The sequence below is a fragment of the Nocardioides sp. GCM10023255 genome (assembly GCF_042653125.1).
Lineage (GTDB): Bacteria > Actinomycetota > Actinomycetes > Propionibacteriales > Nocardioidaceae > Nocardioides.
Genome location: NZ_JBHSHU010000010.1, coordinates 153,576 through 167,076 on the forward strand (window position 1 = coordinate 153,576; position 13,501 = coordinate 167,076).

General features: G+C 75.3%; 11 protein-coding genes. 1 reads left to right on the top strand and 10 read right to left on the bottom strand.

Annotated elements, in window-relative coordinates; translation table 11 throughout:
• Position 1: 1 nt before the first annotated feature.
• The 10 genes from ACFO9I_RS17360 to ACFO9I_RS17405 all read right to left on the bottom strand — a co-directional run bounded on the left by ACFO9I_RS17360 (position 2) and on the right by ACFO9I_RS17405 (position 9,143).
• Positions 2-964 (bottom strand): hypothetical protein, encoded by a 963-nt coding sequence (locus ACFO9I_RS17360; protein WP_379183101.1) that lies wholly within the window; start codon positions 962-964, stop codon positions 2-4.
• A 125-nt stretch (positions 965-1,089) separates the two neighbouring features.
• Entirely contained in the window at positions 1,090-2,271 is a 1,182-nt protein-coding gene (locus tag ACFO9I_RS17365) for a sensor histidine kinase (RefSeq protein ID WP_379183103.1), read from the bottom strand.
• Complete coding sequence (locus ACFO9I_RS17370) at positions 2,268-2,948, bottom strand: response regulator (RefSeq protein WP_379183105.1); 681 nt, start codon at positions 2,946-2,948, stop codon at positions 2,268-2,270. The genes ACFO9I_RS17365 and ACFO9I_RS17370 overlap by 4 nt, the downstream gene beginning before the upstream one ends.
• Positions 2,926-3,378 (bottom strand): hypothetical protein, encoded by a 453-nt coding sequence (locus ACFO9I_RS17375; protein ID WP_379183107.1) that lies wholly within the window; start codon positions 3,376-3,378, stop codon positions 2,926-2,928. The genes ACFO9I_RS17370 and ACFO9I_RS17375 overlap by 23 nt, the downstream gene beginning before the upstream one ends.
• A complete protein-coding gene (locus ACFO9I_RS17380) occupies positions 3,375-4,526 on the bottom strand; it encodes a molybdopterin-dependent oxidoreductase (protein WP_379183109.1) in 1,152 nt (383 codons plus the stop codon). The genes ACFO9I_RS17375 and ACFO9I_RS17380 overlap by 4 nt, the downstream gene beginning before the upstream one ends.
• The gene (locus ACFO9I_RS17385; protein ID WP_379183111.1) at positions 4,523-5,200 is read right to left on the bottom strand and encodes a class I SAM-dependent methyltransferase; all 678 of its coding nucleotides are present in this window, start codon (positions 5,198-5,200) and stop codon (positions 4,523-4,525) included. Before ACFO9I_RS17385 ends, ACFO9I_RS17380 begins: the two co-directional genes overlap by 4 nt.
• On the bottom strand, positions 5,197-5,865 hold the full coding sequence (locus ACFO9I_RS17390; protein WP_379183113.1) for a TIGR04282 family arsenosugar biosynthesis glycosyltransferase: 669 nt from the start codon (positions 5,863-5,865) through the stop codon (positions 5,197-5,199). Before ACFO9I_RS17390 ends, ACFO9I_RS17385 begins: the two co-directional genes overlap by 4 nt.
• Positions 5,862-6,521: a glycosyltransferase family 2 protein gene (locus tag ACFO9I_RS17395; protein ID WP_379183115.1), complete on the bottom strand. Its 660-nt coding sequence runs from the start codon at positions 6,519-6,521 to the stop codon at positions 5,862-5,864. The genes ACFO9I_RS17390 and ACFO9I_RS17395 overlap by 4 nt, the downstream gene beginning before the upstream one ends.
• Positions 6,522-6,568: 47 nt before the next feature.
• Positions 6,569-8,374 (bottom strand): CapA family protein, encoded by a 1,806-nt coding sequence (locus ACFO9I_RS17400; protein WP_379183117.1) that lies wholly within the window; start codon positions 8,372-8,374, stop codon positions 6,569-6,571.
• A gap of 7 nt (positions 8,375-8,381) precedes the next feature.
• A complete protein-coding gene (locus ACFO9I_RS17405) occupies positions 8,382-9,143 on the bottom strand; it encodes a hypothetical protein (protein ID WP_379183118.1) in 762 nt (253 codons plus the stop codon).
• A 131-nt stretch (positions 9,144-9,274) separates the two neighbouring features.
• Between ACFO9I_RS17405 and ACFO9I_RS17410 the strand changes: the two genes are divergently transcribed.
• Positions 9,275-13,483 (top strand): BTAD domain-containing putative transcriptional regulator, encoded by a 4,209-nt coding sequence (locus ACFO9I_RS17410; protein ID WP_379183120.1) that lies wholly within the window; start codon positions 9,275-9,277, stop codon positions 13,481-13,483.
• Positions 13,484-13,501 lie beyond the last annotated feature (18 nt).

Here is a 13,501-nt window from a genome sequence, read left to right on the forward strand (position 1 = left end):
CTCAGCCGCCGCACAGCTGGCGCTGCCGCTCGCGCCGCGCCGCGTGGTAGGCGTCGAGCTCCCGGACGCCCTGCCTCCAGCTGGCCAGCCACATCTGCGTCGCCGCCGCCGGCGAGAGGCGCCCCGACCGGAGCATCTCCATGTCGTGCACGTGGTGCTCCCAGGTGTCGATCGACGTCCGGGCGGTGTCCAGTGTCGTCCGGTCGTGGGCCACGACGCGACTGCAGGAACGCAGCGCCGCGGGCGCGTCGGGCAGCCCCTCCGGTGCCGGGCAGGCCCCGGCCCGGACGGCCAGGCTCCGGTCGGCGGCCCGGAACCGGGCCAGACGCTGGTGCGCGCCGACGCGGGTCTGGTTCCAGAACTGCGTCGCCTGCTGCAGGCTGATGGCGCCGGAGACCAGCTGGTTCATGGCGCCCACGTGCACCTCCCACTGGTCCAGGGCGGGCGCGGCCGCTTGCAGCACCCCGTGGAGGGCCGCAGCGGCATCGGCGCACTGCTCCTCCTGCTGCTGCGCGGCGGACGTGGTCGGGTCGGTCGACGGGGTCGGGACCGCGCGTGACGCGGCGGCGTTCGCCGGATCCCGCGACGCCCCCTCGGACCCCGCCGCGGCAACCAGCCAGACCAGGGCCACGACCAGCATCCCGGCGAGCGCACCCGCGAAGAACGCGGGGCTCAGCCACCACCGGGCCGTGCGCTGCGGCTCCCCGGGTACGTCGACGAGAGCCCCGTCCCAGTCCGCCTCCCAGCCCTCGTCCCACTCGGGGTCCTCGTCCTCGGGCGGGTCGTCGTAACCGTCCTCGCCCCGCCCCGGGTCGCCGGCCGGCGCCGGCACGGCGTCGTACCGGACGTCGTCCCCCACCGGGACGTCGTCCTCGTCCGTCCACGCGTCCTGGGCGTGGTCGCCCAGCCACGCCGACGGCTCGTCGGTGCCGTCGCCGTGGTCCGAGAACCCCCGTTCCTCCACGGCTCCACTCTTCGTCGATCCCGGCCCGGGCGAACCCCCCAATTGGGCGATTCTGGTCACTGGGCGATCGCGGCCACCGGGGCGATTCCGGAGCCGCGGCGTCGGTGGGCGCGGCGTACGACGGCTCAGGCGGGGTCGGCGACCGGCTCGCGCGACGACTCCCCCGGCACCCGTGGCAGCACCACCCGGAACCGGCACCCGGCCGCGGCCGGTCCGTCGACGACGTTCTCGACCTCGACCTGCCCGCGGTGGGCCTCGACGATGCCCTTGACGATGGCCAGGCCGAGCCCGGCGCCGCGGGCGTGCGAGGAGTCGTCGGGGTCGGGGGTGCGCGCCGCTCCCCCCTGCCAGGCCACGTCGAAGACGCGCGCCATCTCCTCGGCGGTCAGGCCGCCGCACCCGTCCACGACGCTCAGCTCGACCCCCTCGGCCACCGCGCGCCCGTGGATCTCGACCACCCCGTCGGCCGGGGTGTGCCGGATCGCGTTCATCACCAGGTTGGAGACGACGCGGGAGAGCCCGGCCGGGTCGGCGGTCACCTCCACGCCCGCCTCGACCGTCCCCCCGAGGCGCACCCGCCGGGCGCGCGCCACCGGGTCGGCGCCGGCGATCGCCTCGCTGACCAGGTCGCCGAGCACCACCGCCTCCGGGCTGAGCCGCAGCACCCCGGCGTGGATGCGGGAGAGCTCGAAGAGGTCGTCGACCATCCGCACCATCCGGTCCACCTCGGCCCGGATCTGCCGGTGGTAGCGGGCGGGGTCGGTGGCCAGCCCGTCCTCGAGCGCCTCGGTCATCGCGCGCATCCCGGCCAGCGGCGTACGCAGGTCGTGGGACACCCACGAGACCAGCTCGCGACGCGACTCCTCGAGCCGGGCGGCCCGGACGCGCGCCTCCTCCAGGCGCTCGCTGGTGCGCGCCAGCTCCTCGGAGAGGGCCTGGAACTCGCTGGGTCCCCGGCTGCCGGCGATGAAGCGCCCGTGCTCGGCCATCCGCCGGGCCTCCTCACGCAGCGCGGCGGACCAGCGCACGACCGCGGCCCCGAGCGCCAGGGCCACCGCCACCGCCACGACGCCGGCGACCAGGGCGACGAGGCTCACCACGCCCCAGTCGTGGTCGGAGATGAACATCAGCTCGGAGGTGGCCAGGACACCCGCCAGCACCGAGAGCACCGCGACCAGCGCCACCAGCCCGAGCTGCCAGCGGATGGAGCGGTGCCGCAGCAGCCAGGCCGCACCCAGCCCGACGGCTCCCACGGCCGCCGCGCTGGCCGCGGACACCAGGACGATCTGGAGCTGGTCCGAGCTCATCCGCCTGCCTCCCAGCGGTAGCCCACGCCCCACACGGTGAGCAGGCGCTCGGGCCGAGTCGGGTCACGCTCGACCTTCTCGCGCAGCCGACGCACGTGCACCGTCACCGTCGACCGGTCCCCGATCGACCACCCCCACACCTGCTGGAGCAGGTCGTCGCGGGAGAACGCGACCCCCGGGTGCGCGACCAGGAAGCGCAGCAGGTCGAACTCCCGGGCGGTCAGCGCCAACGGGCTGCCCGCCCGGGTGACGGTGTGGCGGGCGCCGTCGACGACCAGGTCGCCGTCGGTGAGCAGCTCGGGCGCCGCGGGCGCGGTCTCGGTACGCCGCAGCACCGAGTCGACCCGCAGCGCCAGCTCGCGGGGGCTGAACGGCTTGGTCACGTAGTCGTCGGCGCCCAGCTCAAGACCGACCACGCGGTCGGTCTCGCTGCCCAGTGCGGTCAGCATGATCACCGGCACGTCGCCGGTCTCCCGCAGGCGCCGGCACACCTCGAGCCCGTCGATGCCGGGCAGCATCAGGTCGAGGACGACGAGGTCCGCGGGTGCGTCCCGCATCGAGGCGAGCGCCGCCTCACCGTCCCCCACGTCGAGGACGTCGTGGCCGTGGGCGCGCAGGTAGGACACGACCACCTCGCGCACGGTGTGGTCGTCGTCAACGACCAGGACCCGGGACACGTGGCCTCCTTCCCCGGCTCGGGCCGGCCGCCGCGCGTCGGGCGCGGACCACGGTGGCGACGGCCGCGGCCACCACCACCAGTGTGGCAAGGACGAGCCAGCCGGCGACGTAGGGACGGTCCAGCAGCGTCGGGTTGTCCGCCCGCGCCCCGAACCGCCCGAGCACCGGGACCGCCAGCAGCGTCACGCTGCCGAGCACGACGAGGGCGACCGTCGCCGGGCCGCGGGCCGCCCACGGCAGCGCACGGGCGCCGATCGCGGCGAGGGCGACGACCAGGGGGGCGAGCACCACGTCGTGCAGCACGACCCCGGCGGCGAGCCAGGTCGCGGCGTCCACGATCCGGCTGGCGTCCTGGCGGCTCAGCAGCAACCACGCGCCGTACGCCCCGAGCAGCACGCCGACCGCGCCCGTGACCAGCCGCGCGGTCACGTCTGCACCTCGAGCCGGCGTACCCACTTGGTCTGGAGCACCCCGGGACGGTCGGGCGCGATCAACCGGCACGGGTAGCCGTGGTCGATCGCCAGGGTCTCGCCGTGGAGCCGCAGCGCCAACAGGGTGCGCTCGTCGTCGGCGAATCCCGACTGCAGCAGCGTCTGGCGGTAGGGCCCGCTCTCCTGCAGCGAGACGACCAGCACGTCGCTCCCCCGCGGCGCACCGACCAGGTCGAGCAGGTCGCGGACGCGCACCCCGGTCCAGGTCGCGCCGGCGCTCCACCCCTCGACGCACGCGATCGGCAGGCTGTGGGTGGTCTGCTCCATGGCCTCGAGCCGGGCGCGGTCCAGGGTGACCTCGCGGTCGGCGTACGCGACGGTCAGGCGGTACGACGGGTCGGTGGCGGTCGCGGTCACGCCGGCGGCCCGGGCGGACTTGTTGACCGGCACCCCGCCCGGCCCGTCGCCCGAGCGCACGCCCAGGACCGACACCCGGCGCAGGATCGGCACGGTGCTGCCGGCGGTGGCCAGCACCGCGACGCCTGCCGCCAACCAGGTGGTGCGCAGCAGTCCGCGACGGCTGAGCGCGCCGGGCTCGACCGCAGAGGCCCGGTCGAGGGCGGTGGACTCCAGGTCGGCCCCCAGCGCCTGCCGGATCACCGGGAGCTTGACCGCCACGTGCACGACCAGCGCGCCGACCGCGACCCAGCCGACGGCGTAGTGGGTGGCGCGGAAGGAGAAGGCCCACGGGTACCACTGGGCGGCGTTGGCCAGCCCCGAGGCCAGCTGGAAGATCGCCGCGGCGACGAGCACCGCGACCGACGCGCGCTCGGCGCCCTCGACCGCGAGCTTGCGGAGTCCGCGTGGCGGCCGGAGGAACAGCCGCGGGTAGACGGTCCAGAGCTTCACCAGCAGCAGCGGCACTGCTGCGGTGCCCGCGACGACGTGCAGGCCCTGGGTGACGCGGTAGCCCCACGACGGGCTGGTGGGGAACGGCAGCGGCTGGTCGGGGACCTGCGCGTAGTGGCTGATCACACCGGTCACGAAGGCGACACCGAAGCAGATCCCGAGCCACAGGCCGACGCGGGCGGTGACGGCCGCGCTGCGCAGCCGCGAGCGGAAGTCGGAGTCGGCGGGGATCCTCATGCCGGGTCCTCGAGCACCGCGAACCAGCGGCCCGCACAGGCGTGAGTGCCTCGCACGGCCAGCCCCGCGGCGGTGGCCACCTCGGCGATCGCGTCCGCGCCCACCACCGCCCAGCGGAACGGCCGCGACCGGGACGTCCCGGACTGCAGGACCGCCCACATCGAGTGCACGCCCGCGCCCGGTGGGGAGAGCTCGACCACCACCCGGCCGCGCGGGTCCAGCAGCTGCCGGACGCGCCGCAGCAGCGCGACCGGGTCGCCGCCGATGCCGACGTTGCCGTCCGCCAGCAGCGCGCTGCGCCAGCGGCCCTCGCCCGGCAGGGCCTCGAAGACGTCGCGCACGATCGCCGTCACCCCGCGCTCCCGGGTCTGCCGCACGGCCTCGTGGACCACGTCGATGCCCAGCACCACGTGGCCGAGCTCCGCCAGGCCGGCGGTGAGCCGGCCGGGCCCGCAGCCGATGTCGAGCGTGGGTCCGACGCAATGGGCGAGCATCGTGGCGTCGGTCGAGTCCGCAGCTCCGGTCCAGCTGGCCACCGGCAGCGGCTGGGGCTCCGTCCCCACGCCGACGACCGTGCACGGGACCCCTCGCAGCGCCCGCGAGTAGACGACCGAGAACGACTCGTCGGGCGGACTCTCGCGCACGTCGTCGACGGGCGAGAACTCGGTGCTCATGACCGCGCCGCCCTTACGGCGGTCCAGGCGCGCGCGAAGTGGCCGTCCGGTGCCTGCACGGCCACCGCGTCCGCGTCGGCCGCGGTGTCCACGTCGCGCAGCACCGCGGTGGTGCCGACGCGCAGCCCGGCGCCGGCGAGGGCGCCCCGGGTGTCGTCGTGCGTGCGCGGCGTCGACATCTCCACGTCTGCGATGGCGGCGGCGTGGCGCGGGTCGCCGAGCGCGAGCACCCACCACCCGCCGTCCTCCGCCGGCCCCAGCACCGCGTCGTGCTCCCGGGTGCCCCTGGCGGCGTCGACGAGCAGCAGCGGGGTCACCTGCGGGGTGTCCATGCCGATCTGCACCACCGGGCCGGGCCCCGTGGCGAGGTCGAGGTGCGCGTTGACCAGCCGCTCGGCGAACTCACGGCCGCGCTGGGGTCTCACGGTCCACCCGTCGAGCGCCCGCGCGACCTCCTGGCCGCGGACTCCGTCGCGCAGGTCACCGGCCAGGGCGAGGTGGCACGACCTCACGCCGACCGCGTCCGTGCAGGCCCGCAGCGTGTCCAGCAGCGCGGCGGCGGCGATGCCGGCCGCCTCGTGGAGGCCGACGTGGGCCCCCAGCCGGGTCTTGACCCGGCCGGCGACCGGCGACTTGGCCAGCACCAGCATCCGCGGGCCGGTCACGAGAGCACCTTCCAGAAGTCCCTGGCGGTGCGGACCGTGCCGCGGACCGAGCCGGAGACCTTGGACCGTGTGCCCTCGGCCCGCGGGTGGTAGGACACCTCCCGCTCGGAGAAGCGCCAGCCGGCCCGGGTCGCCTTGTCCAACAGCTCGACCGGGTAGCCGAAGCGCCGGTCCTGCACGTCCAGCGCGAGCAGGTCGGCCCGGCGACAGACCCGCATCGGAGCGATGTCGCGGGCAGGCATCCCGATCCGCCGGCGCAGCCACGCCACGATCAACGCGTTGCCGGCCCGCGCGTGCCAGGGCCAGACCCCCGACCGGACCGGGCGCCGCCGGCCGACCGCGATGTCGGCGCGGCCGGCGCGAACGTCGTCCAGCATCGGCCGCAGCTCGTCGGGGTCGAAGGAGCCGTCGCCGTCCATGAACGCCACGTGGTCGTGGCGGGCGGCGAGCAGGCCGGCGTGCACGGCAGCGCCGTACCCCGGGACGTCCTCGACGACCACCGTGGCGCCGAGCTCCCGGGCGACCCGCGCGGTGCCGTCGCGCGAGCCGTTGTCGACCACGATCACCGCGAACACCTCCGGCACGCGGGGCAGCAGCGTCGCGAGCGCGGGTGCCTCGTCGCGGCACGGGAGGACGAGGTCGCAGACGGGCTCCATGTCCACGACGGTAGAGGCGTCAGGCGTGCCCGCAGGGGCGTCAATGCTTACGGAGTCGTGACGGCGGGGTCGTAGCCGCGCGACCTGCCCGGCAGCTCGGGAGCGGCGAAGTGCTGGTAGTCCCTGCCCGTCGACCACCGGCCGCCCCACTCCCAGCCGATCCGGGCGAAGGCCCGCACCACGGGCCCGTCGGCCGTGATCACGCCAGGTGGAGGATGCGCGCCGGGTGACCGCCTGATCGTCGCGAAGCGCCGCCCGGCGGGCGGGGCGACCCGGGCGCCGGTCAGGTCAGGGTTCTGCACAGGGTTGACGTCGATGGCGGCGCCGTACGCATGGGCGGACCAGGAGCGGCTGCCCGCGACGCGACGACAGTTGAACGCGGAGGTGTTGTCCGCAGCCATGGACCGCTGGTCCTCGCCGCCGAAGTCGTCGACGAGGCGCATGCGTCGGATCGGCCAGCGGGCGTCGTACAGCTGGCGGAAGACCATGACGACCTGATGGAGATAGTGCCGGTGGACGACCAGCTCGCCGGTGTGGGCGTGGCCGTCGAAGCCGAGGTAGGTCATCCGCGCGTAGCGAAGCTCACCGACCGCGACGGGGCACCCGGGTCGGTGGCTGAACCGCAGCCGGCCCAGCAGGCCAGGCCCGATCCGCCGTCCGGACCACGAGTACGCCGGCAGCGGCGCCGGGCCGTCGCCGGGCACCACGTGGTCGGCCAGAGGGAGGTGGACGGCCGCGAGTCCGGTGCAGTCGCGCAGGCGTCGCCAGTCGGCGCTCGCAGCGGCCCGGTCCGCACCCCGCAGCGGGTACGGCCGTCCCCAGGAGCGGATCCGCGCCGGGATCCACGTGTCCCCGACGACCCTGCCGTCGCGGACCTCGAGCCGGAGGACGCCGGTCTCGGGGTGGTGGTCGTGATACCAGACGAAGTTCCCGAGGCCGTAGTCGACGTAGGTGTCGCCGAGCCAGCCCGAGCCGAGCAGGACGTGCGCGTGGCTGCCCACGACGACGTCGGCACCTGCGCCGGCGAGGGCCCTCGCCGTGACCGTCTGCCGGTGGGTGGGGCAGCCGCGCTCCTCCTCGCCCCAGTGCAGGTAGACGACGACCACGTCGGCGTGCCGGTCGGCGGCTCGGACCGCGGCGAGGAGGGCACGGGGCCGGGCGGCGTGGGCGGCGGCCAGGCCGGGGGTGCGCGGTCCGGCCGCCCACACGCTGCTGGAACCCTCGCGCGCGGAGGCGTCGGCGCCCAGGAACGCGAAGTCCGTGCCGCGGACCGACACGCGGTAGGGCGAGAAGGCGTCCCGACGGTTCCGGCCAGCTCCGACCACCGCGACCGGGCCGTCCCGGCGCGCCCGCAGAGTCTCCGCGAGGCCGGCCGCCCCGTAGTCGGCACCGTGGTTGTTGGCCATGGTGACGACGTCGACGCCGGCCCGCTCGAGGACGACCAGGGCTCTCGGGGAGGTGCGGTACCAGTAACGGTCGGCGGGCTCCTCGAGCTCCTTGGGGTCCGGGGTGCCTCCCTCGGCCACTGCGCTCTCCAGGTTGACCATCGTCAGGTCGGCTGCCGCCAGGGGGCCGGCCATCGGCCCGAGCGCGCCGCGCGGGTGGTCGAGCAGCGCCGCCAGCTGGAGCTGGAAGTGCGTATCGCCGGCGAAGGCCAGCGTCACCGTGCCGTGCGGACCGCCCGCCCCTCGCGCGTGGCCGGGGGCCGGCCGGTCGGCGCTCGCTTCGGGCCGGCGCGGGCTCGCTGCCCCGGAGCGGACGTCGGACCCGACCGGCACGGTGGCGCCGGCCACGAGGGCGATGGCGCACAACGCGGCACCCAGACCCACCCGGGCGCGAGGCCCTGCGGACATGGCCGGGCTACTCCGACTCGACGAAGCGGGCCGACTCGGCCATGGCGGTCATCTCGTCAAGCTCGCTGTCGGACACTCCGGGGAAGGCGACCCAGGACAGGACGAGGCGCTCGCCGTCGACGTCGAGGATCCAGATGGCAGCCCGCTCACGCGCGGCCTCGAGATACCAGGAAGCGCCGGCGGCGCTGCCGAAGATGTCGAAGGCCTCGTCGCCGCAGTCCCTGACGTCGACCCCCTTCGACACCTCATAGTCGAGGTACAGGCCTCGGTGCCCGTCGAGCGTGACGGGCCGGGGCGTCGACGTCGTCACCCCCTGCTGGGCCACGAGGGCCTCGGCGAGGTCTGCCACCGTGGGACCGGGGTCCCTCAGCATCGCGGCCTTGCTGCGCGTGGAGGCACAAGGGTCGGGATAGACCTGGTCGGCGGTCAGGATCCCCACGGCGTGGAACAGTGCGCGGGGCTGCTCCTCGCCGGTGACGAACGTCCAGCCCCCGTACGCCTCGTATCCCCCAGGAGCCTGGACCACAGCCACGTGCTCGGACGACGCGCCCGGGGTGAGCCCGTAGGTCCCGGCCGCGAGCGGCACGCCTTCCGGTTCGTTCGAGAGCAGCTCCCAGGACGGGTGCGTGCTGTCGCCCGGCGCGCTGGACGAGGGTGTGGTGGGGGACCTCTCCTTCGTCACGCTCGAGCTGTCGTCGCTGCAGGCGGTGATGAGCAGCGAGGCCGCCGCCAGGAGCGGCAGGATGCCCTGCGTCGCATGTCCGGTCATGATGACCTCCAGGTCGAGGAACGTGGTCGATCCCGTTTCTCCACCCGACCGGTTCCGGTCGGGCTCCGCAGCGGTGTCGACCGGGTAACGACGCCGTTGACGGGCGCCGTCACCGGGTCGACAGTCGAGGTATGGGCGTCGCCGTGCTCGGCCCGCTCCGGGTCGACGGCCGGGAGAACGGGCTCAGCCCGAGGGACCGGGTGGTCCTCTCGGCCCTGGTTGTGCGGGCCGGTGAGCCCGTCACGACCGAGGCCCTTGCCGACGCGCTGTGGGGCGCGCACCTGCCGGCGACGTGGACGAAGGTGCTGCAGGGTTGCGTCGTACGCCTGCGCAAGCAGCTGGGCAGCGGCGCCATCGTGTCCGCAGCCCACGGCTACCGTCTCGCCCTCGCCGAGGACGAGCTGGACCACAAGGTGTTCGAGCGGCTGCTCGAACGCGCGAGGGACGCGCTCGCGGCCGGCGACCCTGCGCGGTCGTCGTACCTGGCCCGGGAGTCGTTGCAGCTGTGGCGCGGCCGGCCGGTGCCGGACCTGGAGGAGTGGGAGCCCGGGCGGGTGGAGACGACCCGGCTCGAGGGCCTGCGGATGGACGCCGAGGAGCTGTTGGTCGAGGCCGAGATCGAGGCGGGCCGGCCGACGGAGGTGCTGGAGCGGGCCCGTGCGCTGGCGGCGCAGTCGCCGTTGCGCGAGCGACGCTGGGCGTTGCTGGCCCGCGCGCTGCACCTGTCGGGCCGCCAGGCCGAGGCGCTCGGGGTGATCACGCGTGCCCGGACCATCCTTGCCGAGGAGCTCGGTCTCGATCCCGGCCTCGAGCTGGTCGCCCTCGAGGCCCAGCTGCTGCGGCAGGACCCGTCCCTGTCCCCGGCGACCGCTCCCGAGGTCAGCACCATCTGTCCCTACCGCGGCCTGCTGCCGTACGACGCCGCCGACGCCGACACCTTCTTCGGCCGGGAGGACGACGTCGCCCTGTGCCTGCGGCGGCTGCGCGACGCCGGGACCCTCGCGGTCGTGGGGCCCTCCGGCGTGGGCAAGTCGTCGTTGGTCCGGGCCGGGGTGGTGGCGGCCCTCCTGGGCGGTGACCGCCCGGTCCTCGTCACCTCCCCCGGGACGCACCCGATGGACTCCATCGTCGATCTGAAGCCGCGCGGGCGGCAGGTGCTGGTGGTCGACCAGGCCGAGGAGGCGGTCACGCTCTGCGCCGACCCGGCGGAACGCTCGCGCTACTTCGCGGCGCTCGCCGTGCACGTGGGGGCCGGTGGTCCCCTCGTCCTGGCGCTGAGGGCAGACCACCTCGGCGACCTGGCGCCGTACCCGGAGATCGCCCGGGTCCTGGAGGAGGGCCTGTACCTCCTGGGGCCGCTGAGCGAGGCCGGCCTGCGCAGCGCGATCGAGGGTCCCGCCCGCCGGGCCGGGTTGCGGCTCGAGCCCGGGCTCGTCGACCTGCTGGTCCGCGAGGTGGAGGGCGAGCCGGCCGCGCTGCCGCTGCTCTCCCACGTGCTCCGGGAGACCTGGGAACGCCGCGAGGGTCCGACGCTGACGGTCGCGGGGTACCGGGACACCGGCGGGATCCGGCAAGCGGTCACCCGGTCCGCCGAGACGCTCTACGACGCCATCGACGCCACCCAGCGCACCCGGCTGCGCAGCCTCCTGCTCCGGCTGGTCACGCCCACCGAGGACGGTGACCCGGTCAGGGCCCGCGTCCCCCGGAGCAAGGTGGCCGTGGACGCGGCCCACGCGCGGCTCGTGGAGCTGCTGGTGGAGGCCCGGCTGGTGAGCATCGACGGGGACGTCCTGCAGATCGCGCACGAGGCGCTCGTGCGGGTGTGGCCGCGGCTGCGCGGCTGGCTCGACGACGACGTCGACGGGCAACGCCTGTTCCGCCACCTCGCGGGGGCCGCCGAGGCGTGGGAGTCGATGGGTCGCCCCGACAGCGAGCTCTACCGGGGCATCCGTCTCACGCGCACGCTGGAGTGGCGTGAGCGGGCCGCACCCGACCTCGACGACACCGAGAACGCGTTCCTCGACGCCGCGGTCGCGCTGGCCGCGGCCGAGCGCCGCGCCGCGGAGACCCGGGCCGCTCGCGAGCGTCGGGCGAGCCGGCGGCTGCGCGGCGCGCTCGCCGGGCTCGGCGTGCTCCTGGTGCTGGCCCTGGTCGCCGGCGTCCTGGCGGTCCGGTCCGCCCACCAGGCCGGACTCGACCGGGAGCGCAGGCAGGCGGCCGCCCTGCTGGCCGAGGCCCGGCGGGCCGGCGCCCGGGCCGCGGAGCAGGAGGACCTCGCCACCTCCCTGCTCCTCGCGGTCGAGGCCGGCAGCGTCGACGCGTCCGCGCAGGCCCGGGACAACCTGGCCGCCGCGTTGACCCGGGCCGGGCCTGTCTCGCGCGTCGGCGAGGTCGGTGGCGCGACGGTCTCCCTGTCGGTCAGCCCCGACGGACGCTGGGTGGCGGTCGGCATGCCGACGCACCAGACCCGGCTGTTCGACGCCCGGACCCTCGAGCGGGTCGACTTCGAGGAGACGACCCCGCCCTCGAGCATCGTCGGCTTCTCCCCCGACAGCCACCAGCTCGCGGTGGCCGTGAACCAGTGGCGGCCCGACCGGCAGGGGCGGGCCCCGAGGATCGACGACCGGCCACTCCGGCTCTACGACGTCCCGGGCGGCACCCTGTCGGCGCGGCAGCTGGGCGGGCTGCCCGAGGGCAGCAGCATCGAGTACGCGCTGGACTTCAGCGACGACGGCCGGCGGCTCGCCACCGTGGTCCAGCACTGGGACCGCCAGACCCATCGCTTCACCCGGCTCGGGACCGCCACGGTCTGGGACCTCGCGCACCCCGCGCGACCGCTCTTCAGGACCAGCGTCCCGGAGTACGCCGACGTCGCCCTCGACCACGACGGCAGCCGGCTGTACGCCGCGATGAGGGGACCGCGGCCGGTGCGCGCCTACGACGTCGACAAGGGCCGGCTGCTCGCGGTCAGCCCGGACGTGGTCGCGGGCTACCGGGGCGGCGGACTGGACCTCAGCCCCGACGGGTCGAGCCTCGCCGTCACCACGGGAGACCGGGTGCTCCGGTTCGACGCCGACACCCTGCGACCCCGCGAGCCCGCCATCCGCGGGATCGACCTGGAGTCTGCGACGTACTCGCACGACGGCAGGTCGCTGGTCATCGTCACGGGTGACAGCGCGGTCGTCCGCGACGCCCGCACCGGCGAGCTCCTGCACCGCTTCGTCCCCGACAACGGCGGCCTGGTCGACGCGCAGTGGTCCCCGGACGACCGCTCCCTGTACACGACGTCCGGCGTGGACGTCGAGGAGGACGACCTGCTCATGACCTGGCGGGTGAGCACCGTCCCGGGGGTGCTGGTCCTGGGCGAGGACACCGGACGGCTGCAGGAACGCGGCTACGACTTCTCGCTGCCCGGGCCGACGGGACGCGTGCTCGCGAGGATGCAGGCGCACCGGTTGTGGTTCGTCGACACCGGCAACGGCCGCAGGACGGCCCCGTCCCGCAGGCTTCCCGAGCTGTGGGGCTCGCGGTGGTCGCCGGATGCGCGCAGGTTCCTGACCTGGCATGCCGACGAGACGATCAGGGTCTGGGACGCCCAGACGGGCCGGGAGCTCGCGCACCGGCGGCACTACTCCGACCTGCTGCCGGTGGCGTTCGCTCCCGATGGCACGATGCTCTACCTCCCGGACGGCACGGGCCGTCTGGAGACCCTGGAGACGGACACCCTGAGACCGGCGCACGACCCCGTTCCCCTCGGCACCGGGATCGCCAGCCTGCTGGCCCACCCGAGCGACGGGTCCGTGACGGCGCTGCGGACCGACGGGTCGCTGGTCCGCCTGGACCCCTCCGACGGGAAGGTCCTCGGCACCGCACCGCCGGGGACGCTCCCCGCGCAGGCGCGCTCCTGGGTGTACTCCCCGGACGGCTCCGTCCTCGCCACGGCCGACGCGTCCGGCAACCTGCGCCTGATGGACGCCACGTCCCTGACCTGGGCAGGCCCGGACTCCGGCGCCCCGTGGGGGACCGACCGGGACTACGCACCCGACGGCAGCCAGGTCGCCGCTGTCCGGGCGGACCGGGTCTCGCTGTGGGACGGGAGGACGGGCGAGTACCTCTCGAGCCTCCCGCTGCCCGCCGACACCGGACCTGTCTCGATCACCTACCGCAAGGACAGCTCGGGCCTCGTCATCGCCGCAGCGGATGGCCGCACCTGGACCGCCGACACCCGCACCGAGACCTGGACCGAGCGCGCCTGTGCCATCGCGGGCCGTGACCTCACCGCGTCGGAGTGGGATCAGTTCTTCCCCGGACGCGACCGTCACGCCACCTGCCCCGGGTGACCGCCGAGGCAGCGCGCG

Excerpts from the sequence above, each read along its gene's own strand:
- ACFO9I_RS17380 (WP_379183109.1), bottom strand. The coding sequence starts at position 4,526 with ATGAGGATCCCCGCCGACTCCGACTTCCGCTCGCGGCTGCGCAGCGCG.
- ACFO9I_RS17400 (WP_379183117.1), bottom strand. The coding sequence starts at position 8,374 with ATGTCCGCAGGGCCTCGCGCCCGGGTGGGTCTGGGTGCCGCGTTGTGC.
- ACFO9I_RS17365 (WP_379183103.1), bottom strand. The coding sequence starts at position 2,271 with ATGAGCTCGGACCAGCTCCAGATCGTCCTGGTGTCCGCGGCCAGCGCG.
- ACFO9I_RS17405 (WP_379183118.1), bottom strand. The coding sequence starts at position 9,143 with ATGACCGGACATGCGACGCAGGGCATCCTGCCGCTCCTGGCGGCGGCC.
- ACFO9I_RS17385 (WP_379183111.1), bottom strand. The coding sequence starts at position 5,200 with ATGAGCACCGAGTTCTCGCCCGTCGACGACGTGCGCGAGAGTCCGCCC.
- ACFO9I_RS17410 (WP_379183120.1), top strand. The coding sequence starts at position 9,275 with ATGGGCGTCGCCGTGCTCGGCCCGCTCCGGGTCGACGGCCGGGAGAAC.
- ACFO9I_RS17395 (WP_379183115.1), bottom strand. The coding sequence starts at position 6,521 with ATGGAGCCCGTCTGCGACCTCGTCCTCCCGTGCCGCGACGAGGCACCC.